The organism is Mycoplasmopsis lipofaciens ATCC 35015, from assembly GCF_000686585.1.
In the GTDB taxonomy this organism is placed as follows: domain Bacteria; phylum Bacillota_I; class Bacilli_A; order Mycoplasmatales; family Metamycoplasmataceae; genus Mycoplasmopsis; species Mycoplasmopsis lipofaciens.
In genome coordinates this window covers 116,911-139,000 of sequence record NZ_JMKY01000005.1, presented here as the reverse complement: position 1 = coordinate 139,000, position 22,090 = coordinate 116,911, and the positions used below count along the sequence as shown (strand labels likewise).

The 22,090-nt window shown below is 29.7% G+C and carries 20 protein-coding genes, 2 rRNA genes and 1 other RNA gene; 18 read left to right on the top strand and 5 right to left on the bottom strand.

All coding sequences use genetic code 4. The features are described from left to right. Positions 1 to 24: 24 nt before the first annotated feature. From T388_RS0102195 to T388_RS0102130, 14 genes are all read left to right on the top strand, one after another. Positions 25 to 1,537 (top strand): 16S ribosomal RNA (locus tag T388_RS0102195). A gap of 304 nt (positions 1,538 to 1,841) precedes the next feature. Continuing rightward, positions 1,842 to 4,724, top strand: a 23S ribosomal RNA gene (locus tag T388_RS0102190). Together the 16S and 23S rRNA genes form the textbook arrangement of a ribosomal RNA operon. Before the next feature lie 260 nt (positions 4,725 to 4,984). After that, positions 4,985 to 6,478, top strand: a complete 1,494-nt coding sequence (gene secY / locus T388_RS0102185; protein WP_245598350.1) for a preprotein translocase subunit SecY — start codon at positions 4,985 to 4,987, stop codon at positions 6,476 to 6,478. After that, positions 6,472 to 7,128, top strand: coding sequence for an adenylate kinase family protein (locus T388_RS0102180; RefSeq protein WP_027120692.1), 657 nt, complete (start codon positions 6,472 to 6,474; stop codon positions 7,126 to 7,128). The genes secY and T388_RS0102180 overlap by 7 nt, the downstream gene beginning before the upstream one ends. A gap of 63 nt (positions 7,129 to 7,191) precedes the next feature. Further along, a complete protein-coding gene (map, locus tag T388_RS0102175) occupies positions 7,192 to 7,941 on the top strand; it encodes a type I methionyl aminopeptidase (protein ID WP_027120691.1) in 750 nt (249 codons plus the stop codon). After that, positions 7,942 to 8,154 (top strand): translation initiation factor IF-1, encoded by a 213-nt coding sequence (gene infA, locus T388_RS0102170; protein ID WP_027120690.1) that lies wholly within the window; start codon positions 7,942 to 7,944, stop codon positions 8,152 to 8,154. Positions 8,155 to 8,163: 9 nt separating this feature from the next. Beyond that, positions 8,164 to 8,277 (top strand): 50S ribosomal protein L36, encoded by a 114-nt coding sequence (rpmJ, locus tag T388_RS0102165; RefSeq protein WP_027120689.1) that lies wholly within the window; start codon positions 8,164 to 8,166, stop codon positions 8,275 to 8,277. A gap of 9 nt (positions 8,278 to 8,286) precedes the next feature. Continuing rightward, positions 8,287 to 8,655, top strand: a complete 369-nt coding sequence (rpsM, locus tag T388_RS0102160) for a 30S ribosomal protein S13 (RefSeq protein ID WP_027120688.1) — start codon at positions 8,287 to 8,289, stop codon at positions 8,653 to 8,655. A 9-nt stretch (positions 8,656 to 8,664) separates the two neighbouring features. Then, a complete protein-coding gene (gene rpsK / locus T388_RS0102155) occupies positions 8,665 to 9,051 on the top strand; it encodes a 30S ribosomal protein S11 (RefSeq protein WP_027120687.1) in 387 nt (128 codons plus the stop codon). 16 nt (positions 9,052 to 9,067) lie between these two features. Further along, the gene (locus T388_RS0102150; RefSeq protein WP_027120686.1) at positions 9,068 to 10,078 is read left to right on the top strand and encodes a DNA-directed RNA polymerase subunit alpha; all 1,011 of its coding nucleotides are present in this window, start codon (positions 9,068 to 9,070) and stop codon (positions 10,076 to 10,078) included. Further along, the gene (gene rplQ / locus T388_RS0102145; protein ID WP_027120685.1) at positions 10,078 to 10,443 is read left to right on the top strand and encodes a 50S ribosomal protein L17; all 366 of its coding nucleotides are present in this window, start codon (positions 10,078 to 10,080) and stop codon (positions 10,441 to 10,443) included. Before T388_RS0102150 ends, rplQ begins: the two co-directional genes overlap by 1 nt. 146 nt (positions 10,444 to 10,589) lie before the next feature. Further along, positions 10,590 to 11,387, top strand: coding sequence for an energy-coupling factor transporter ATPase (locus tag T388_RS0102140; RefSeq protein WP_027120684.1), 798 nt, complete (start codon positions 10,590 to 10,592; stop codon positions 11,385 to 11,387). Then, positions 11,378 to 12,304: an energy-coupling factor transporter ATPase gene (locus tag T388_RS0102135; RefSeq protein WP_027120683.1), complete on the top strand. Its 927-nt coding sequence runs from the start codon at positions 11,378 to 11,380 to the stop codon at positions 12,302 to 12,304. The genes T388_RS0102140 and T388_RS0102135 overlap by 10 nt, the downstream gene beginning before the upstream one ends. Beyond that, the gene (locus tag T388_RS0102130) at positions 12,297 to 13,220 is read left to right on the top strand and encodes an energy-coupling factor transporter transmembrane component T family protein (protein ID WP_027120682.1); all 924 of its coding nucleotides are present in this window, start codon (positions 12,297 to 12,299) and stop codon (positions 13,218 to 13,220) included. The genes T388_RS0102135 and T388_RS0102130 overlap by 8 nt, the downstream gene beginning before the upstream one ends. Positions 13,221 to 13,271: 51 nt before the next feature. Here T388_RS0102130 and T388_RS0102125 read toward each other — a convergent pair whose 3' ends face one another. After that, positions 13,272 to 14,357: an MAG5150 family histidine triad lipoprotein gene (locus tag T388_RS0102125; protein ID WP_027120681.1), complete on the bottom strand. Its 1,086-nt coding sequence runs from the start codon at positions 14,355 to 14,357 to the stop codon at positions 13,272 to 13,274. Positions 14,358 to 14,821: 464 nt separating this feature from the next. On the opposite strand from T388_RS0102125, the gene ligA reads away from it, so the two are divergent. Both ligA and tpiA read left to right on the top strand, forming a co-directional pair. Beyond that, positions 14,822 to 16,801: an NAD-dependent DNA ligase LigA gene (gene ligA / locus T388_RS0102120; protein ID WP_027120680.1), complete on the top strand. Its 1,980-nt coding sequence runs from the start codon at positions 14,822 to 14,824 to the stop codon at positions 16,799 to 16,801. A 34-nt stretch (positions 16,802 to 16,835) separates the two neighbouring features. Beyond that, complete coding sequence (gene tpiA / locus T388_RS0102115) at positions 16,836 to 17,588, top strand: triose-phosphate isomerase (protein WP_027120679.1); 753 nt, start codon at positions 16,836 to 16,838, stop codon at positions 17,586 to 17,588. Positions 17,589 to 17,709: 121 nt separating this feature from the next. Here tpiA and T388_RS0102110 read toward each other — a convergent pair whose 3' ends face one another. After that, entirely contained in the window at positions 17,710 to 18,843 is a 1,134-nt protein-coding gene (locus tag T388_RS0102110) for a hypothetical protein (protein WP_027120678.1), read from the bottom strand. A 123-nt stretch (positions 18,844 to 18,966) separates the two neighbouring features. Then, the gene (locus T388_RS0102105; RefSeq protein ID WP_027120677.1) at positions 18,967 to 19,848 is read right to left on the bottom strand and encodes an MSC_0882 family membrane protein; all 882 of its coding nucleotides are present in this window, start codon (positions 19,846 to 19,848) and stop codon (positions 18,967 to 18,969) included. A gap of 290 nt (positions 19,849 to 20,138) precedes the next feature. Here T388_RS0102105 and T388_RS03710 point away from each other — a divergent pair, with 290 nt between their 5' ends. Further along, positions 20,139 to 20,678, top strand: a complete 540-nt coding sequence (locus T388_RS03710) for an MHJ_0274 family protein (RefSeq protein WP_051586196.1) — start codon at positions 20,139 to 20,141, stop codon at positions 20,676 to 20,678. Beyond that, positions 20,662 to 21,279: a CDP-diacylglycerol--glycerol-3-phosphate 3-phosphatidyltransferase gene (gene pgsA, locus T388_RS0102095; RefSeq protein WP_027120676.1), complete on the top strand. Its 618-nt coding sequence runs from the start codon at positions 20,662 to 20,664 to the stop codon at positions 21,277 to 21,279. The genes T388_RS03710 and pgsA overlap by 17 nt, the downstream gene beginning before the upstream one ends. On the opposite strand, the gene T388_RS0102090 is transcribed toward pgsA, so the two are convergent. Both T388_RS0102090 and ssrA read right to left on the bottom strand, forming a co-directional pair. Continuing rightward, positions 21,280 to 21,567 (bottom strand): hypothetical protein, encoded by a 288-nt coding sequence (locus tag T388_RS0102090; RefSeq protein WP_027120675.1) that lies wholly within the window; start codon positions 21,565 to 21,567, stop codon positions 21,280 to 21,282. Between the two features lie 82 nt (positions 21,568 to 21,649). After that, positions 21,650 to 22,056: a transfer-messenger RNA gene (ssrA, locus tag T388_RS03850) on the bottom strand. Positions 22,057 to 22,090 lie beyond the last annotated feature (34 nt).

The window sequence follows — 22,090 nt, the reverse complement described above, 5'->3', positions numbered from 1 at the left end:
ATATATATAAACATGACAGTCAATTTTTTCGAGAGTTTGATCCTGGCTCAGGATGAACGCTGGCTGTGTGCCTAATACATGCATGTCGAGCGAAGTTCTTCGGAACTTAGCGGCGAATGGGTGAGTAACACGTACTCAACGTACCCTTTAGATTGGGATAGCAAGTGGAAACATTTGATAATACCAAATACCTATCATTTTCGCATGAAGATGATACAAAAGGTCCGTTTGGACCGCTAAAGGATCGGGGTGCGCAACATTAGCTAGTTGGTGAGGTAAAGGCCCACCAAGGCGATGATGTTTAGCGGGGTTGAGAGACTGATCCGCCACACTGGGACTGAGATACGGCCCAGACTCCTACGGGAGGCAGCAGTAGGGAATATTCCACAATGAGCGAAAGCTTGATGGAGCGACACAGCGTGCAGGATGAAGGTCCTATGGATTGTAAACTGCTGTGGTAAGGGAAGAAAAAACAGTATAGGAAATGATATTGTTCTGACGGTACCTTATTAGAAAGCAACGGCTAACTATGTGCCAGCAGCCGCGGTAATACATAGGTTGCAAGCGTTATCCGGAATTATTGGGCGTAAAGCGTCTGTAGGTTGTTTGTTAAGTCTGGCGTCAAAATTTGGGGCTCAACCCCAAACCGCGTTGGATACTGGCAAGCTAGAGTTATGTAGAGGTAAGCGGAATTCCTTGTGAAGCGGTGAAATGCGTAGATATAAGGAAGAACACCAATTTGGCGAAGGCAGCTTACTGGACATATACTGACACTGAGAGACGAAAGCGTGGGGAGCAAACAGGATTAGATACCCTGGTAGTCCACGCCCTAAACGATGATCATTAGCTGATGGGGAACTCATCGGCGCAGCTAACGCATTAAATGATCCGCCTGAGTAGTACGTTCGCAAGAATAAAACTTAAAGGAATTGACGGGGATCCGCACAAGCGGTGGAGCATGTGGTTTAATTTGAAGATACGCGTAGAACCTTACCCACTTTTGACATCTTCCGCAAAGCTATGGAGACATAGTCGAGGTTAACGGAATGACAGATGGTGCATGGTTGTCGTCAGCTCGTGTCGTGAGATGTTCGGTTAAGTCCTGCAACGAGCGCAACCCTTATCCTTAGTTACTAACATTTAGTTGAGCACTCTAAGGAGACTGCCCGAGTAATTGGGAGGAAGGTGGGGACGACGTCAAATCATCATGCCTCTTACAAGTGGGGCAACACACGTGCTACAATGGAAGGTACAAAGAGAAGCGAAATGGCGACATGGAGCAAACCTCAAAAAACCTTTCTCAGTTCGGATTGTAGTCTGCAACTCGACTACATGAAGTCGGAATCGCTAGTAATCGTAGATCAGCTACGCTACGGTGAATACGTTCTCGGGTCTTGTACACACCGCCCGTCAAACCATGGGAGCTGGTAATGCCCGAAGTCGGTTTATTAACAAACTGCCTAAGGCAGGACTGGTGACTGGGGTTAAGTCGTAACAAGGTATCCCTACGAGAACGTGGGGATGGATCACCTCCTTTCTACGGAGTACAACAGTCTTTTTATTTTAAAAGACATTAACCTTAATTTACTAGACCTACTTATATAATAATTGTCATGTGCTTTTTTAGGTCTAAAAGCTTTATATCTAGTTTTGAGAGAACAAAACTCTCAAAATTGTTCTTTGAAAACTGAATAGTAAATTATTTTAAAATATTTACAACGACATCAAATAAATTAATTTTGGTTAATTTGTTTTGATTCATCGAGTAATCATATAACACATATGATTCATTGAAATGTCTTAAAATACACATCAACAAAACTAAAACAATAGGAAAATACTTTTAAATAAGGAAGAGTTTGTGGTGGATGCCTTGGGTCTGGAAGTCGATGAAGGACGTGATTACCTGCGATAAGCCTCGTGGAGCCGGATATGTGCTATGAAACGGGGATTTCCGAATGGGGAAACCTAGCTAGGGTAATGCCTAGCTGCCTTAATCTGAATACATAGGATTAAGAGTGAGACACCATGTGAACTGAAACATCTTAGTAGCATGAGGAACAGAAAATAAATAATGATTTCTTTAGTAGCGGCGAGCGAACGAGAAAGAGCCCAAACCACTTTTAAGTGGGGTTGTAGGACGATCTACATAGAGTTACAAAATTTAATGATAGCAGAAGCTTTTGGGAAGAAGTGACATAGAGGGTGATATCCCCGTATGCAAAATTGTTAAATCTCTTGATCGTATCCTGAGTAGGGCGGGGCACGTGAAACCCTGTCTGAATCTGCCGGGACCACCCGGTAAGGCTAAATACTAACCAGACACCGATAGTGAACTAGTACCGTGAGGGAAAGGTGAAAAGAACCCCGAGAGGGGAGTGAAATAGATTCTGAAACCACTTACTTACAATTAGTCAGAGCCCGTTTATGGGTGATGGCGTACATCTTGCAGTATGGACCGGCGAGTTATGTTAACATGCGAGGTTAAGCAGATAAAAGCGGAGCCGTAGAGAAATCGAGTCTTAATAGGGCGATTTAGTATGTTGACATATACCCGAAACCATGTGATCTATTCATGAGCAGGTTGAAGCTTGGCTAATCCCAAGTGGAGGACCGAACCGTAGTACGCTGAAAAGTGCCCGGATGACTTGTGAATAGCGGAGAAATTCCAATCGAACTTGGAGATAGCTGGTTCTCCTCGAAATAGCTTTAGGGCTAGCGTGTGATGTTAAACTTTGGTGGTAGAGCACTGAATATGGAATGGCCGCGCCTAGCGGTACTGACTATAATCAAACTCCGAATACCATTGTGTATTGTCATGCAGTCGGAACCGGGGTGCTAACGTCCCGGCTCGCGAGGGTAACAACCCAGATCGTCGGCTAAGGTCCCAAAATCGTGTTAAGTGAGAAAGGTTGTGAGATTTCATAAACAACTAGGAAGTTGGCTCAGAAGCAGCCATCTTTTAAAGAGTGCGTAATAGCTCACTAGTCAAGAGATCTTGCGCCAACAATTTAACGGGACTAAAACACGATACCGAAGCCACGGGTACAATTATGTACGTTAGAGGAGCGTTCTTAGGGCAATGAAGTCAGACCGTGAGGACTGGTGGAGCGCTAAGAAGTGAGAATGCCGGTATGAGTAACGATTCGTAGTGAGAATCTACGACGCCTATTGGGGAAGGTTTCCTGGGCAAGGTTCGTCCACCCAGGGTTAGTCAGGTCCTAAGGTGAGGCTGAAAAGCGTAATCGATGGACAACAGGTTAATATTCCTGTACTTTCTATATATGTGATGGAGTGACGGAGAAGGATAGTCTTACCACTTACTGGATTGTGGGGTAAACTTCAACTGGGAATTATTGGCAAATCCGTAATTCATAACCGGGAGGAGTGGCATAGCGCAAGCGAATTAGATGAGTTCACGCTTCCTAGAAAAGCTTCTAAACTTTAAATATATGGAAACCTGTACCGAGAACGGACACACGTCCCCAAGATGAGTATTCTAAGGCGAGCGAGAAAACTAGTGTTAAGGAACTCTGCAAAATGACCCCGTAAGTTCGCGAGAAGGGGCACCTATGGTAACACATAGGTCACAGTAAATTATGAGGGGCAACTGTTTATCAAAAACACAGCTCTCTGCTAAACCGCAAGGTGATGTATAGGGGGTGAAGCCTGCCCAGTGCCCGAAGGTTAAGTGGATGCGTTAGCTTATGCGAAGCGTTGAAATGAAGCCCGGGTGAACGGCGGCCGTAACTATAACGGTCCTAAGGTAGCGAAATTCCTTGTCGGCTAAATACTGACCTGCACGAAAGGCGCAATGATCTCTCAACTGTCTCAACACTAGACTCGGTGAAATTATGGTCCCAGTGAAAACGCTGGGTACCCGCATCAAGACGAAAAGACCCCATGGAGCTTTACTACAATTTCGTATTGAAATTTGGTCTAACATGTGTAGGATAGGTGGGAGACGTTGAAACTGGGACGCTAGTAACAGTGGAGTCATCCTTGAAATACCACCCTTGTTATATTGAGTTTCTAACTTGCTATCATAATCAGGTAGGAGGACAGTGCGTGATGGGTAGTTTGACTGGGGCGGTCGCCTCCTAAAGAGTAACGGAGGCGTTCAAAGGTACACTCAGTACGGTCAGAAACCGTATGTAGAGCGCAAAGGTAGAAGTGTGCTTGACTGTGAGACTTACAAGTCGAGCAGGTGCGAAAGCAGGACTTAGTGATCCGGCTGTACATTGTGGAATGGCAGTCGCTCAACGGATAAAAGTTACCCTGGGGATAACAGGCTTATCTTGCCCAAGAGATCACATCGACGGCAAGGTTTGGCACCTCGATGTCGGCTCATCGCATCCTGGAGCTGGAGTCGGTTCCAAGGGTTGGGCTGTTCGCCCATTAAAGCGGTACGCGAGCTGGGTTCAAAACGTCGTGAGACAGTTTGGTCCCTATCTGATGTGGGCGTTGGAATATTGATGAGAGCCGCTCTTAGTACGAGAGGACCGGAGTGGACGTACCACTGGTGTTCCAGTTGTTCCGCCAGGAGCATAGCTGGGTAGCTAAGTACGGAAAGGATAACCGCTGAAAGCATCTAAGTGGGAAGCCTCCTCAGAGATAAGTATTCCCTTGAGATTCCTTATAGACTATGAGGTTGATAGGTTGGAGGTGTAAGCACAGTAATGTGTTGAGCTGACCAATACTAATAAATCGAACGGTTTAAAAGTAATGTGTATTGTTAGACATTTCAATGAACCGTATATATGACATATAAATAATTACTATTCAGTTTTCAGAGAATAATTTGTGCCGAAAGGCATTTTTTTTATTTTAAAATTGTAATAAAAAATAAAATATAGTTTTTTCGGTAAAACAAAACTAAAAAACAAGTATTAATATGTACTAAAAAAGTTACTTTAATATATAATATTAAGGTATTATTTTATTTAGTACTAACTAGATAAAATAATTATTTATAGGAGTGCAAGTGAGAAAATTATTTAGTAATTTAAATTATAGTTTTAGTAAATTTTGGTTCAAATTAAAACATTTTTGAGTTCGTTTTTGAAAATCAAAAGAAATGCTAAAAAAAATATTATTTACTTTAATATTATTATCGATATATATTGTTGCAACAACAATAACAGCGCCTTTTGTTAAATTAAACAATTCTAATGAATTAAGTAATGATGCTTTTTTTAATACATTGAATCTTGTTGGTGGTGGTGGGTTAAAAAGTTTTTCACTTGTAGCATTGGGAATTAGTCCTTTCATTAATGCATCATTAATTATGTCTTTATTACAAACTAGAGCATTTCCAGCTGTTCAAAAATTAAGTCAAAGTGGTCCGCAAGGAAGAAGAAAATTAAATATTATTACTCGTATATTGACATTGATTATTGCTTTTCCACAGGCTATATTATTGACCAAATCATTAGCATTTGGTGAAAATCCATTTATTAGACTGGAACCTATTACTGGAACTGTAAGTTCTCTCGGAGTAACAACATACTTTATTTTACCTATGATTTTAATTGGCGGTTCTTTGTTTTCTTTATTTATTGCAGAACAAATTACTAACAAAGGAATTGGAAATGGAACTAGTTTAATTATTTTTGTGGGTATTAGCTTTCAATTACCTGGACAATTTAAAGGAGCATTTAATTATTTTGTTGGTTCAGATAGTAGTACGACACAATTTGTTGGAGCACTTAAATTTTTAACTTATTTATTTGTTTATGCTTCTCTACTATTTGTGATTGCTCTTATTTATAATTCTGAACGTCACGTTCCAATTCAACAAATAGGAGCTGGCCGTAGTAGAAATTTAAATGAAATGGGTAAATTACCAATTAAATTAAATCCTGGTGGAATTATGCCAATTATCTTTGCTACTATGTTAATTAGTTTTCCTTTAATGATTGCAAGAATATTGCCAGATACAAATAGTGCTAAATTATGAATGAATGAAAACCTTAATTTTACAAAACCCTTAGGTCTTTCATTGTTAGTAGTTATTACATTTTTCTTTAGTTTTATTATGGGTATTCAGCAATCTCGAGTTGATAAAATTAGTGAAGATTTTGCTAAAAATTCAACATTTATTCCTGGTATTCAGCCCGGTGAGCAAACTGAAGATTACTTAATTGGTATTGTTATGAGACTATCAACATTTAGTGGATTTTATTTAGTTTTACTTGCTTCTTGACAGTATCTTATGATTATTGTTTTAAAATTGCCGGCAGTCATTGCATTTGGCGGAACAGGAATGATGATTTTAGTTACTGTTTCTCTTGAAACTATTCAACAATTTTTAGCAAGAAAAAAAACAACCAAATTAGCAAAACAAAAATTACTTTCTCGTGCTGTTAGTGAAAAAATTGCATTTGAAAATAAATATAAAGAAGTTGATCCTTTTGATACAGATTCAAAACAAGATAAAAATATTACAAAAACAAATGGAGATGGATTATTATGATAGAAAACAAAAAAATAAATATTGTTTTTATGGGTCCTCCTGGTGTGGGAAAAGGTACAGTTGCAAGCGTTATTAGTAAAGAAAATAATATTATTCATTTGTCAACAGGAAACATTTTTCGTGAAGCGATTGCTTCTAAAAGTGAATTAGGCCTTAAAGTTGCTCAAATTGTAGAATCTGGTAAATATGTTCCAGATGAAATAACAAATGAAATTGTTAAGAATAAATTACAAGAATTTACTTTACAAAATAAACAAGTTATGTTAGATGGTTATCCTAGAACAATTGAACAAGTTTATTTTTTAGATAAAATAAATGATTTTAATTATGTTGCAGTTGAACTATATGCACCTGATGAATTAATTTTAAAACGTTTAAGTGGAAGACGTCAATGTCCTCAATGTAAATCAAATTTTCATATTGATTTTATGCCTTCTAAGAACGGTGAATTTTGTGATAAATGTAATGCTAAGTTAATTACTCGTAAAGACGATGAAGTTAGCGCAATTAAAGTAAGACAAGAAGTTTATCATAAACAAACTGCTCCATTGTTAGAGTATTATAAAAAAGAAAAACGCTTAATTTCTTTTGATGCAAGTGGTAAACCAGAAGATATTGCTAAAAGAATTGTGAAAAAAGTTTTTAAAAATTAATTTTTTTGTTAGAATTAACAAATACTAAAATATGACAATTAGTTAGTTAAGAAAGAGGATTTCATGATTACAATAAAAAGTGAACGCGAAATTGAAAATATTACTAAGTGTTGTCAAATCCTGGCAGAAGTTAAACAAATTATTTATGACTTTATAAGACCAGGGGTTTCATTAAAAGAACTTGATTCAATCGCTTTTAATGAAATAATAAAAAGAGGTGCGAGACCAGCATTTAAAGGCTTGTATGGCTTTCCTGGTACATGTTGCATTTCAATAAATGAAGAATTGATTCATGGCATTCCGAGTGACTACATAATAAAAAATGGTGACATTGTAAAAATAGATGTAGGTTGCATTTATAATGGAATGAATAGTGATAGCGCTTTCACTAAAGGTGTAGGCAAAATCACAAAAGAAGATCAAAAAATAATTAGAGTTGCTAAAGAAGCTTTTGAAGCTGGTGTTAAGGCAATTAAACCCGGTGCAAGAGTTGGCGACATAAGTTATGCAGTTGGTCAAGTTATTAGAAAAAATAATCTTTATACCCCTATGGGATATTGCGGACACGGCATTGGTCGTGATGTTCATGAAGATCCTAATGTCTTCAATGATGGAAAACCGCATACCGGACCTTTATTAAGAGATAATATGGTCATATGTATTGAACCGATGATTTTGCAAAAAAATGCAAAAGTTAAAGTTAAGAAAGATAAATGAACCGTTGTTAGCGCTAGCGGTTTAAATTCTGCACACTATGAACATACAGTATTAATAAAAGATGGTAAGGGTGTTATATTGACGAAAGGAATCTAAATGGCAAAAGACGCTATTAAGATGAAAGCTGTTGTCAAGCAAGCATTTTCTGATGAGTATGAAGTGGAACTTGAAAACGGCATATTAATTAAAGCTCACATTTCAGGTAAAATGCGTGTAAATCATATACGTATTTTGCCAGGTGATACAGTGGATGTAGAAATAAGTCCTTACAATTTAAGTTTAGGCCGTATTACTTACAGACACAAATAAGGAGATAAAATGAAAGTTAGAGCTAGTGTAAAAAGAATGTGTAAAGATTGTAGAGTTATCAAACGTAAAGGGATTATTAGAATTATTTGCAAACTACCTAAACACAAACAAAGACAAGGATAGGAATATTTAATGGCTAGAATTTTAAACATTGAAATTCCAAATAACAAACGTGTAGTTATTTCATTAACATACATTTTTGGTATTGGAAGAACTAGAGCACAAGAAATTTGTGCACAAGCAAAAATTGATGAAAACATTAGAGTAAAAGACTTAACAGAAGAACAATTATCAGCAATTCGTGAAGCAGCTAAAGAATATACAACAGAAGGTGATTTACACCGTGAAGTATCATTAAACATCAAACGTTTAATGGAAATTAAATGCTACCGTGGAATTAGACACCGTAAAGGACTACCAGTTCGTGGTCAAAGCACTCAAAAGAATGCTCGTACACGTAAAGGTCCAAGAAAAACTGTTGCGGGTAAGAAAGGTAAATAGGATTTAGTTATGGCTAGAAAAACAAAGAAAAAGAATATAACAAATGGTGTTTGCCACATTCACTCAACACACAATAATACAATTATTACTTTTGCTGATGAAAAAGGTAACGTTATTGCTTGAAGTAGTTCAGGTGCAATAGGATATAAAGGCACCAAAAAGAAAACACCTTATGCTGCAGGTTTAGCAGCTCAAGCAGCAAGCGAAGCTGCTAAAGAACATGGTATTAAAAGCGTTAAAGTTGAATTAAAAGGTCTAGGTGCTGGTAAAGATGCAGCTAGAAAACAAATTGAAGTATCAGGTATTACAGTAACAGAAATTAAAGATGTTACACCTGTTCCACATAATGGAACACGTCCTCCTAAACGTATTCTTAAACGTGAAAAACAAAGATAATTAAGGAGTATTAATTATGGAAAGAATGTCAAAATTAGAATATCTTGAAGTTAACAAACCTAATCAAGAATCTGATAATGAAACAACTTTTGCGGTACATCCACTAGAACGTGGTTTCGGTCAAACAATTGGTGTTGCTTTGCGTCGTGTATTATTATCAAACATCACTTCATTAGCATTATTTGCTATTAGAATTGAAGGTGTAGATCACGAATTTCAAACAATTCCAGGTGTGGTTGAAGATGTTACTGCATTAATTATGAATTTCAGAAAAATAAAATTTCAATATGATCCAGAATTAGTTTCAGATGATGAAATTATTAAGGTTACATTAAAGGTAAATGAACCAGGAAGTATTACCTCTAGATTTCTTGAAGTTCAAAATTCAAGTATTGAAATTGTTAACAAAACTTTACACTTAGCAACATTGACTGCTAAAGGTAATTTAAATGTTGAATTATATTTACGTGCAGGTAGAGGTTTTGTATCTAATGAACAAAACAAAAAATTCATATCTAATAATTCATTGTTTACATCGAAAATTGAAAGTAATATTAAAAAAGGTATTTTTATTGCCACTGATAGTAACTTCAGTCCAATTGAAAAAGTAAAATATGAGGTTGAAGAATTAAATTCAGCTTCGCCTAAAATTGAAGAAAAATTAACATTTTCTATTACTACAGACGGAACAATTGATCCTAAAAAAGCAATAAAACAAGCTAACGAAATTTTGGTTGCTCATTTTAAATTAATTGGTGATGTAGACGAAATGAAATTAGATGTATTTAATGAAGAAGTTGAAGTTCCTACTGAAGAAAAAGAAAATGATTTGGATATCAATCAATTAAACTTTTCAGTACGTTCATTGAATGCTTTAAAAAGAATTGGAAAAACTAAAATTTCTGAAATTGCAGCAATGACATATGAAGAATTAGAACAAACCAAAAACCTTGGGCGTAAATCATTAGAAGAAATTCAAGATCGTTTAAAAGAACACGGATATGAACTAAGTAAAGGAGAAGAATAATGGCTAATCCAAAACAAATATATAGTCGTGATACTAAATGAAGAAAAGGTGTGATGCGTACATTAGTAAGTGAATTATTTGCTCACGGTCGCATTACAACAACTTTAACTAGAGCTAAAGAATTAAGAAGACATGCTGAAAAATTAATTACAAAAGCAAAAAATCCAACTTTAGCAAATAGAAGAATAGTTGCAAGTTTTTTACGTCCTACTTTAGTTAATGATAATAAAGATTTACTCAAATATCTTTTTGAAGAAATTGCTCCAAAATATGCTAAAAGAAATGGTGGATACACACGTATTTACAAATTAGTTTCTCGTAGCGGAGATAATGCTCCTATGGCAATTATTGAATTAGTTAAATAATTTTACATTTATCATTGAGTTTTAATTAAATTAAACTGTATTCACAATGTTGAATATAGTTTTTTTATTCTTGAAACAAATAAAATTGATTATTCCTTAATACTTTACTATTAAATTATTATATATTTAATATAATAATATACATTATGATAAAAGTACAAAATTTAGTTTTTAAATATCCTGGAAATAAAAAAAATGCAATAGACAATATCAGTTTAGAAATCCCTGATGGTAAGTATGTAGCTATATTAGGACATAATGGTTCAGGGAAAAGTACATTCAGTAAATTGCTTGTAGCATTATATAAACCATTACAAGGTTCAATTGAAATAAATGGTACAGTTATTTCTAGTAAAACATTACGTAAAGTAAGAAAACAAATCGGTATTATTTTTCAAAATCCAGATAATCAATTTATTGGAGCATCGGTTGAAGATGATATTGCTTTTGGTTTAGAAAATCAACAAGTAAAACAAAAAGATATGAAACCAATTATCGATAAATTGTCTGAAGCAGTAGGGATGAAAGATTATTTAAACAGAGAACCACAATTACTTTCTGGTGGTCAAAAACAAAGAGTTGCTATTGCTAGTGTTTTAGCTCTAAATCCAAATATTATAATTTTTGATGAAGTAACATCAATGTTAGATCCTAAAGGTAAAACTAAAGTACTTAAAATTATTAGAGATATTCAACAAACTAGAGAAAAGACATTAATTTCAATAACGCATGATATGGACGAAGCTATTTTAGCTGATTATTGTTTAGTATTTTCAGAAGGTAAAATCATTGCTGAAGGGTCTCCAAAAGATATTTTAAAAAATAAAAAAATAATTGAATTAGCTAAAATAGATTCTCCATTTATTTATAAATTGAGCGAAGAAATTGAAGGAATTGATCCAACATATGATGAAGATGAATTATTGGAGAAGTTATGCAAATAAAAGTAAAAGATTTAGAACATGTATTTAGTAAAAAAACTTCAATGGAATTTAAAGCATTAAACAAAGTCTCTGTAGAAATAAAACAAGGAGAATTTATTGGTATAATCGGTCAAACAGGTAGTGGTAAAACAACCTTTATTGAGCATTTGAATGCTCTTTTATTGCCTTCTGGTGGTTCACTAGAGTGAATTTTTGATAATGAAAAATATAATAAAAAAAGCAAAGAAATTATTAAGTTTGTTGATTCCTATAAATTAATTCCAACATGACGTAAAAAGGTTAAAAGAGCTAAAGACTTGAGAAAAAGAGTTGGTGTTGTGTTCCAATTTGCTGAATATCAATTGTTCGAAGAAACGATTGAAAAAGATATAGCTTTTGGACCAAAAAGTTTTGGTGTTAGTCAAAAAGAGGCATTAGAAAGAGCAAAAAAATATTTAAATTTAGTAGGTTTAGATAATTCGTATTTAAAAAAATCCCCATTTGGACTATCTGGAGGGCAAAAAAGAAGGGTTGCATTAGCTGGAATTTTAGCTATGGAACCTGATGTTATAGTAGCTGATGAACCAACTGCTGGTTTGGATCCAGTTGGTGTAAAAGAAATATTGGATATTTTTGTAAATTTACATAAACAAGGAAAAACAATTATTATAGTAACTCATGATTTAGATAATGTGTTAGAAGTTACAAAACGTGTTTTAATTTTCAAAGATGGACAAATTGTTAAAGATGGTAAATCTTATGATGTTTTAAGTGATACTGAATTTTTAATAAAAAATAATATGGAACCACCAAAATTATTAAATTTTGTTTCTAAATTGAAAGCAAAAAAAATTGATGTACCAAAAGTTACATCGATTAGTGAATTAGCTTTATTTTTAACTAATTACATTAAAAACAAAGGAGGGTTTAATGAATAATCCAATAGGTAGTTACTCATATAATGTTACATTTATTCATAGACTAGATCCTAGATTAAAACTTTCAATAGTTATCACTTATATTGTTTTAACTTTTATTGCTGATTTCTTTTTTTCTTTAGCAATTTTATTAATACCATTATTAATTGCTTATTTAATTGGTTCAAGAAAAATATCATCTATTTTTAAAATGTTACGAATGCCAGCATTTATAGGAATATTTTTATTTGTCATAAATATATATACTATGAAACATACAATTAATTCCTTAGCATATCAACCGATTTTAGATATTTCTAACATTCAATCGTATATGTTAACTAATTTTATGAAATTTGAATGAGTAATATATCAAAATAGTAGTTATGTGTACTCTATAAATTGAGCAGTTTTAGGTAGAACGTTTGCTTTGGTAATAAGAATTTATATAATGATTATGGCAACAAGTTTATTTGTAATTACTACAAAACCTATTTTACTTACAAAAGCTATTGAGGATTTAATATTGCCTTTAAAGTTATTGTTTATTCCTACTCATATAATTGCTATGATTATTTCAATATCACTTCGTTTTATACCAACATTACTTGATGAAGCACATAGAATTGTTAAAGCACAATCTAGCCGCGGTATCGATTTTAAAAATGGTAAATTAAAAGAAAAAGCTAAATCATTTACAACACTAATAATTCCTTTGTTTGTTACTTCGTTTGCTAAAGCTGAGGATTTATCGAATGCAATGGAAACAAGAGGTTATGATCCATATTCAAAGAGAACTAGATATAGAAAATTATATTTTTCATGAAGAGATTTTTTAGTACTATTTTTAATAATAGGTTTAATATTATTTATTGCTCTAAGTCAAAAATTAGATTTTTTACCAATTTGATATATTTTAAGTTATTCAAATTATTAACACCTAATTGGTGTTTTTTTTATAAAAAAAAGAGATTTAAAATCTCTTATCTTATTCAGGATCACTACCATCTGCTAATTTAATGACTGGAAATAATGTTTTAAAATCTAATTTACGGCCTGTTTTTTTGGCTAATATTTTTTGATTTTGAATTAGTTTTTCTGCTGTTTTTTTAGCATCATATGCATATTTAAAACCTAGTGATAAATCACAATTTAATAAGAAATCAATTTTAGTAAACAATTTTTGATATTCTTTGAGTATTAGAGTATTATTTTGTAAATCATCTAAAAGTTGTTGTTTCTTTTCTAGATATTCTGTTTTAAAACTATTTTCATCTTGTAATGTTTCTATTAATTTCATAACTTCAAAAACCATGTTTGCACTAGCATGAGAATGATTATGTGAAGAATTTTCACCACGACCTTGCGAATCGTAAATAACTATTTTAGAAATATCTTTTAATTGATTTTTTCACAAACTAGTTGATATGTTTGCTAAATGACTTCCTATTTTATTATAATCATATTTAATAACATTGCTTCAATTTTCATTATTTATCAATTTATCAGCATCAACATTTTGTTTAAATGAATAAATATTATTTTTATTATCTTTGTTAATTAATTCATTAATACTTATTGTATTTCTATCAAATTGAGCAATTAAATCTAAAACTAGTGATTGTAAAGCGTTTATTAATAATGTAAATTTTCCTTCACTTTTGAAATAATCATCATTTGGGGTATAAATTTTTAAAATTTCGTCATTTTTTTCTTTAATCCCATAGTCTTGATCTAACGGTTTAGTTTGGTCTCTTGTTCCTCTTAATTGTTCTGAATTTATTATTTCTCCTATTATGTCAAGAATTGAATTTATTTCTTGTTTATAATTACTATCATTATAGACTGTTAAACTCTTAGCAGTGGATTTTGAATCAGGCCGAAACATGAAATTTTTATTCATTTCATTATATTGATTATTTAATTCTGAAATCATTTGTGATAAACTCAAATTTTCAAATTCAGTCATCTCATTTGAATTATCATTTTTAGATTTTACATTTTTGTTACACGAAAATGTTATTAAGGGTAAAATGGAACAAACAGGTAATATAAATTTTAATTTATTTTTCATTTTTATAACTCTTTCTAAATTATTAATTTATGAAAATTTCTTATATGTAATCTAATGTATTTATTTTATCAAATACTACATTAATTCTATTAAAATAGTTTGTTAAGTTGATTAAAAACTTATATTTTATTTCTTTTTTGATATCATTAGTTATGCAACTAGAAATAGTTGCCGACATTTGTTGGAAATGTTGATAAATTCTTTTATTATTTAAGTTTTTAAGTTATTTTTTAAAGTTGTTAAATTAGAAATATTTTGTATTAAACTGTTTTTATAATTATTCAATTATATATTTATTTTTTTAGTGTTGCAATACTCCTTTTAAAATTAATATAATTTTAGTGAATTAATTTTCAATTTACAGATAACATAAATATTTATTTATGTTTAAATAATAATTAAAATTAGACAAACGTTTGTTTGTCTTTTTTGTTTATAATTATAGACAATGTATGAGGTGAAATATGAATAGCAAAAATATCAAAGAAAGAATTAATTATTTGGTAAATTTAATTAATAAATGAAATAGAGAATATTATGTTGAGAGCTCTCCTTCTGTTAGTGATTTAGAATATGATAAAAAATTATTAGAATTAGAAAAATTAGAACAACAATATCCTCAATTCATTTTTCCTAATAGTCCTACTAAGCACGTAAATAATGAATTAGATAATAAATTTAAAAAAATAGAACACAAAAATCCCATGTTATCTTTATCCAAAGCATATAATTATGAAGAAATATTGAAATATATTGAAAACATCAAAAAAATAGTTCCTTTAGAAGAAATCAATTTTAGCTTAGAACCTAAAATTGATGGACTTTCTATTTCATTGCATTATAAAAATGGTATTTTAATTCAAGCTTTAACTAGAGGCAATGGCATGGAAGGAGAAGATGTTACTCAAAATGTATATCAAATTGCTTCAATTCCTAAAATAATTGATTATTCTAATGATTTGGAAGTAAGAGGTGAAGTATTTTTATCTAAGAGTAGATTTATTGAATTAAATAAAGAATTAAAAAGCCAAAATAAACCATTATTTTCTAATCCGAGAAATGCTGCAAGTGGAACCTTAAGGCAGCTTGATCAAGATATTGTTAAAGAAAGAAAATTAGATTGTTTTTTATATGAATTAGTTTCGCCTGAAACTCATAATATATTTCTTCAAAATGAAGCTATAAATTTTATGAAAAAACTCAATATTCCAACTAATAATTTTTTTAAAGTTGTAGAAATTGAAGAATTAGAAGAAGAAATAGCAGATTTTGCAGAGAAAAAAAATAAGTTTGATTTTGATGTAGATGGTTTAGTTATTAAATTAAATAATTTACATTATTGATCTAACTTAGGTCGAACTGCAAAATTTCCCAAACATTCAATTGCATTTAAATATGATGTTGAAAATGCAATTACAACTGTTAAAAAAATATTAACAACAGTTGGTAGAACGGGAAAAATAACATATGTTGCTAAAACTGATAAGGTAGAATTAAATCAAACTAATGTTACTGCCGCAACTTTGCATAATTTTAATTTTATAAAAAGTATAAATCTAAATGTTGGTGATGATGTTAAGATAGTAAAAGCAGGAGAAATTATTCCCAAAGTTGTTGAATTAGTTCGTAAAAATTCAAAAGATGTATTCTCTAAACCATTAAAATGTCCATCATGCTCTCATGATTTAATTGAGTATCCTGGAAATGTGGATCAATTTTGCGTTAATAAGAAATGTGAAGAAATAATAATCAATACAATTAGTCATTTTACTAGTAGAAAGGCAATGGATATTGTCGGTTTAGGTTTGAGAACAATTGAAATATTTTTTAAAAATAAAATAATTCAAAAAATTGAGGATATTTTTACTATTGAAAAATTTAAGAATCAAATTATTTCACTAGAAAAATTTGGTTTAAAAAAATATGAAAATATTGTAAATAGTATTGAAAAAGCTAAATCAGTTAAATTTAGTAAAGTTTTATTTGCACTAGGAATTAAACATTTAGGAGAAAGAGTTGCTAAATTATTAAGTGTTCATTATTCTTCATTTCAAGAAATTATTGATGATAAAAATTTATCAAAAATAAATGATTCTTTGAATATTGGACCTAAGATTATTGAAAGTTTAACTGAATATGTTAGTGATGATAACAACAAGAATTTAATGATATTTTTAGATTCAATATTAGATTATGAACAACCTCTAAAAACAACAACGAAATTATCAAATTTAACATTTGTTCTTACTGGAAAAATTGGATTATATTCAAGAGATCATTATGTTGAAATAATTGAAAAAAATGGTGGAAGAGTTGCGACTAGCATTAGTTCTAAAGTCAATTATTTAATAGTAGGAGAAAACGCGGGTTCGAAATTGAATAAAGCTCAAAAACTAAATATCAAAATAATTAATGAGAGAGAGTTTTTAGAATTATTAAAATAGTTTAAAATTATATTATTAATTTTAAGGAGAAAATATGAAAGAATTATTAATTATCGGTAACTGAAAAATGAATAAAACATTCAATGAGTCAATGGAATTTTTTGTTGATTTTAATAAAGCTTATAAAAGTGCAATGAAAAATAGTGATAAAAAACAAATTATTTCAAATAATACTTTTGGTGTTGCAGTTCCTTTTACATCATTATCTGCTCATATGGCAATGAATAAAGTAAGTGAATTGGCATTATGTGCTCAAGATATGAGTCAATTTAATGATGGTGCATTTACAGGAGATATTTCTGCAAATATGCTTAATGAATTAAATGTTAATTTTGTTATTTTAGGACATTCTGAAAGACGTCAAGGGCATAAAGAAACAAACGATGTAGTTAATGCAAAAGTAAAACAAGCATTAGAATATGGAATTGTACCAATTGTTTGTGTTGGAGAAACATTAGAGGAATATGAAAATGGTAAGTCTAAGGAAGTTGTTAAAGAGCAAATTGAAGGATCATTGAAAGATATAGATTTATCTAAAGTAGTAATTGCCTATGAACCTATTTGAGCAATTGGTACAGGTAAAGTTGCAACTCCTGAAATAGCTGGTGATATGTGTCAATATATCCATGAATTAACTACTAAAGAAACAATTGTTCAGTATGGTGGAAGTGTTAAACCTGATAATATTGAAGAATTAGCGCAACAAGAAGGTATTAATGGCTTTTTAGTAGGAGGAGCTAGTTTAACTGTTGATTCTTTTGTAAAATTAATTTCATTAAATAAATAGATTTTAAAGTGTGAAAAAATTTATGTTAAAAAACGTAGGATTTTTTCACACTTTTATATTGATTAAAAATTATTTTATAAAAAAAGGCAGCAATTGCTGCCCAAATATAAACTCTATTTTATTATTTTTCAGAGTAAACTAAAACTTGTAATTTATGAAGTCTTCTTAAACCATATTTGCTTCTAGTTTTTTTATCATCTAATATTAATCAATATTGTGCAACAAATAAATTATCAACTAAATGTCTAGATTCTTTAATATCTTTTTGAATATCAGTTGCTGAATGGATTTTAATATCCGGCATGTCAGCAAATAATTCGTAAATAGCATCATTTAATTTTTTTCTTTCAATAGGATCTAATAAAGTAGCTTTAGTTCCTTCTATTTTAGTTTTATATTTTTGACCTGGGACAAGAATAGAATTATATAAAAATCTATTTACTAATTTATCTTGAGCTTGCAAATCGTCAGGAATACATTCTTCAACTTCGTTACTTGCTTCAAAAATAATTGGTAAGCGTTTTACAGTACTCCCGTCATTGAATGAATGATTTTCGTTTGCAACTATTCAAAAATTTGTTGTATATAAATGATTTCCCACTCTATGAATATCAATAAAAGTTTCTAAATTAGTTTCAATCCTAGCATTTATTAATTTTAATTCTGTGGTTAATTCATTAATTAATCTATTGTTGTTTGCCTCATTAAAAAAGTAAATTGGAAATGAATCACCATTTACATCAACTTTCTTTTGTATAAATGATTTTTCAAAAACGTTGTTAAATGAGGCATCTTTTGGATTATTTTCTTCGACATTTATTTTTTCTAACTCTTCTTTGTTTACATTAATTTGAGTTGTTATTTTTATTCTTTTATTTTCAATTGCGTTTAATTCTTTTTTAAATTCAAATCCATTTTTAGCCTGTAATCAAAAATCCATGGTATATGTATTACCATTTTCTTGAATATTTTTAAAATCTTCAGCAATATTTGTAATTTCGATTTTATTTTTTTTATCCTCGCTAATAAGTTTTTTGATTTCATTTTTTATTACATCTCTAAAGTTATTATTTAAGATACTATATTTAAATGGTTTTATAACAAAGTTATCAAATGTTAATTTAATGTTTTGAAATTTAGTTGTATCTATTGTAATTTTTTCATTTTGTTTAGTATTGCAAGATGTTGCTATTAAAGCAATACTTGATAATGTTGTTGCTAAAACGGGAGCAAGCAAAAATTTATTTTTTTTCATTTTAAACCCTTTCATTATTAATTAAAATAGAATATATTAATCATGATATCAATATTGTATAGTAAAAAAAATAGTAAAAATAAATATTTTTACACTATTTTCTTATTTTTTTGTTTCATTCTATTAAACTTTCTTTTTTCTTTTTAAAAACGCTCTATATAAAGCAACCAAAATTAATGCTAAAGGTAAAAAAATAGTTAATGCTACAATTACAAGATAAATTCTTAGTCATAATTTATTTCTATCTTTTCTTGCTTTTTCAATTTGCTCATGGATTTCTACCGATTTTTCTCCTAAGAAATCACTTATATCTGATAGTCTTTTTTTATCAAATAATCTTATTAAAACATATGAAACAATTAGTGCTGACATAATTATTACACTAATGATACAAAATCATGTTGTAGAGCCAAAACTAGAATCCATCCATTTAGCTCATGTAAAATTGATTTTTAAATACTCTGATTCGTATTTTCATGTGTCAGATAAATACAAGCCATAGATTATAGATGTTAATAAACCTAGATATGTAAGAACAAAAATGAGCAATCATGTTAAATTCACATCTTTTAATACAATTTTTTTATAAGCTAAGTGAAAAGTACTACTTGATGTATAATCTCCCGAACTAACTGCATCACGATATTTTTGTATTGTGTGAGATCATTGTATATTTTCAATTAAATTTTTTAATCCAAATGAAAAAGAAATAAATGCTAATATTGCAAACAACACTAGATAACCGTTATATCCTTTTTCAAAAATACCTATTTTTGTGTATACTAAAGTAAACATAATTATAGATGTTAGCATTATAAAAAATGAAATACTACTTAATAGAGTTTTTAAAAATCTTTCAGCTCTAACAACTTTATAAACTCTAGGAGAAATTTGGTTTTTTGAATCTCTATATAATTTTGAATTTGAAGAACTAAAATTAAAGTCTTGATTATTTTGAACAATTTCAATTGTTTCAGCGTTTTGTATAGGTTTATATTTTCTCATATTAAGTCCTTAAGAGTTTTAACAATATCTAAAGAATTATATTTAAATTTTATATTAAATTATTAACATAAATATTTAAAAATGATTTTTTTAACATATTTTAGTATATTTGATTTTAAAAAATTGGCTATAAATTAGTTTTATAGTTGAAAAACATTTTAGTATTTTTTTGTTCTATATTTCATTTTTTAGATAATATATTCAAATTTTATTATTAATATCAAATTTAATATATAATAAAAAGACAAAAATTCTAATACATAATCAAAATAATTATAAAGGAGTAAAATATGGGACAATTAGCAACATGAATAATATTAGGTACATTGGTTTTAATATTTGGTATATTCTTTATTTTTTCAGCAATCAAAGATAGAAAAATAAAGAATAAGAAGAAAAAAGATGAAATCAGAAGACATAATAATTCACTTGAACAAATGCGTTATTTAACGTTTCAAATCCTAGCATTATGAGATAAGAATCAAGAACTACTAGATAATTTTGAACCTTCAATTGGAGAATACAAAATGAAAGAAATTGTAAACGCTGCTCATAATTATTTATCAGAACTGGAAGATGACTTAAAATTTAAAGAATACATTGTGGAAAATGTTGAAACACAGCATTTTTTAAGTAAATTTATAGCTTTAAGAGAAACAAGAAGTAATTTATGAAATAGAAGATGTTTAGAAATAAAAGAATATTTTGATAAATTGAATAAACAATACGATAAAGCATTATTTCAATCCGAATACGATGAAATAGTTTCAAATATTAATCAGTTTTATAAAAATGAATTTGAAAAGGCAAAAAATGAATTTGCCAAATAAATTAACGATTTTTAGATTAATATTAATTTTTCCATTATTGTTATTGTTTATAGCATATAAATATTTTATAGATTATAACTATAAAATTTCGCATATTGTAATATTATCTTTAATTTTATTAATTTTTGTTATTGCAATGATTACAGATTATTTTGATGGCAAGATAGCAAGAAAAAATAATTTAATAACTTCATTTGGAAAATTATGAGATCCGCTAGCTGATAAAATTATCGTTACTTCAACTATGCTATTTTTAACTCTTTATTCTTTCATTCCTTTTTGGATAGTAATTGTTTTTATAATTAGAGATTTAATTGTCGATGGCTCTAGAGTGGTTATGGCTAAAAAAAATATAGGAGTTGAAGCTTCTCTATGAGGTAAATTAAAAACATTAACCCAAACTATCGGTATCATTACAATTTTAATTATTGCTATTTCGTTTAATTATCCAATTGAATTTGAAATTAAACAATATTCGGTATTATATACAGAATTTTTAATACATATAATTAATATACCCCTAATTATTGGACTTGGATTTAGTATATTTTCTGGATATTTATATGTAAAAAAAATAATTCCTCATTTGGAATTAAAATAATTATTTATGAAGAAATATTGCTAATATTAGTATTGCTAAAAAACCAACTAATGCACCTATTATTAAAAAAATAAATAAAGATGAGAAAAAAATTTTTTTCTTATTTTTTTTGATTTCTTCTTTTGAAGAACAAATATTTTTTTTAGCATTTTGTAATAAAATATCTCTTTCTTCAGTATCCAATGAATGAATTTCATCTTTATTATAAATTTTGATATTTTCTAAATCATGAATTGTTGTTATATTTTTAGTTTCGTTTTGATTATCCTTTTTTTTATTTTTGTCCATAATTTAAATTTTAGCAAAAAAATAAAACAAAAATGAAATTAATAAAAAAAGCTTAAAAAGCTTTTTTGGTGTTTAAAACAAATGGTGGAGATGACGGGAGTCGAACCCGTGTCCAAATATTAAATCACATTAATACTTTTTACAGTTTAGATTATTTTTTATAAGTAATTAAAGTTTTAAATAATCAAACAAACTTAAATTACTACATTAAAAAATTCATATTTTTTACTAATGTTCATAAAAAATACTAACCTCAGAAACCATTCTATTAAAGTGAGGTAAATTTAATAGAACACTTGTTTGCTATAAACTAAGCAAAAACAAGGTTTGATTGTGCTTGTAATTGGTTTGCAATTACTAAGTCTTGAAGTTGAACTTCAACTTCATTTGCTTTTTTATCTTTTGCGATTATAAAGCCTAGAAGCATTAAGGTTTGCTAAACCACTGATATTAATGCACTCCAATACTTGTCGAAGCCATTACACCCCCATACCATTTATTATAATATATTTAAAAAAAATAT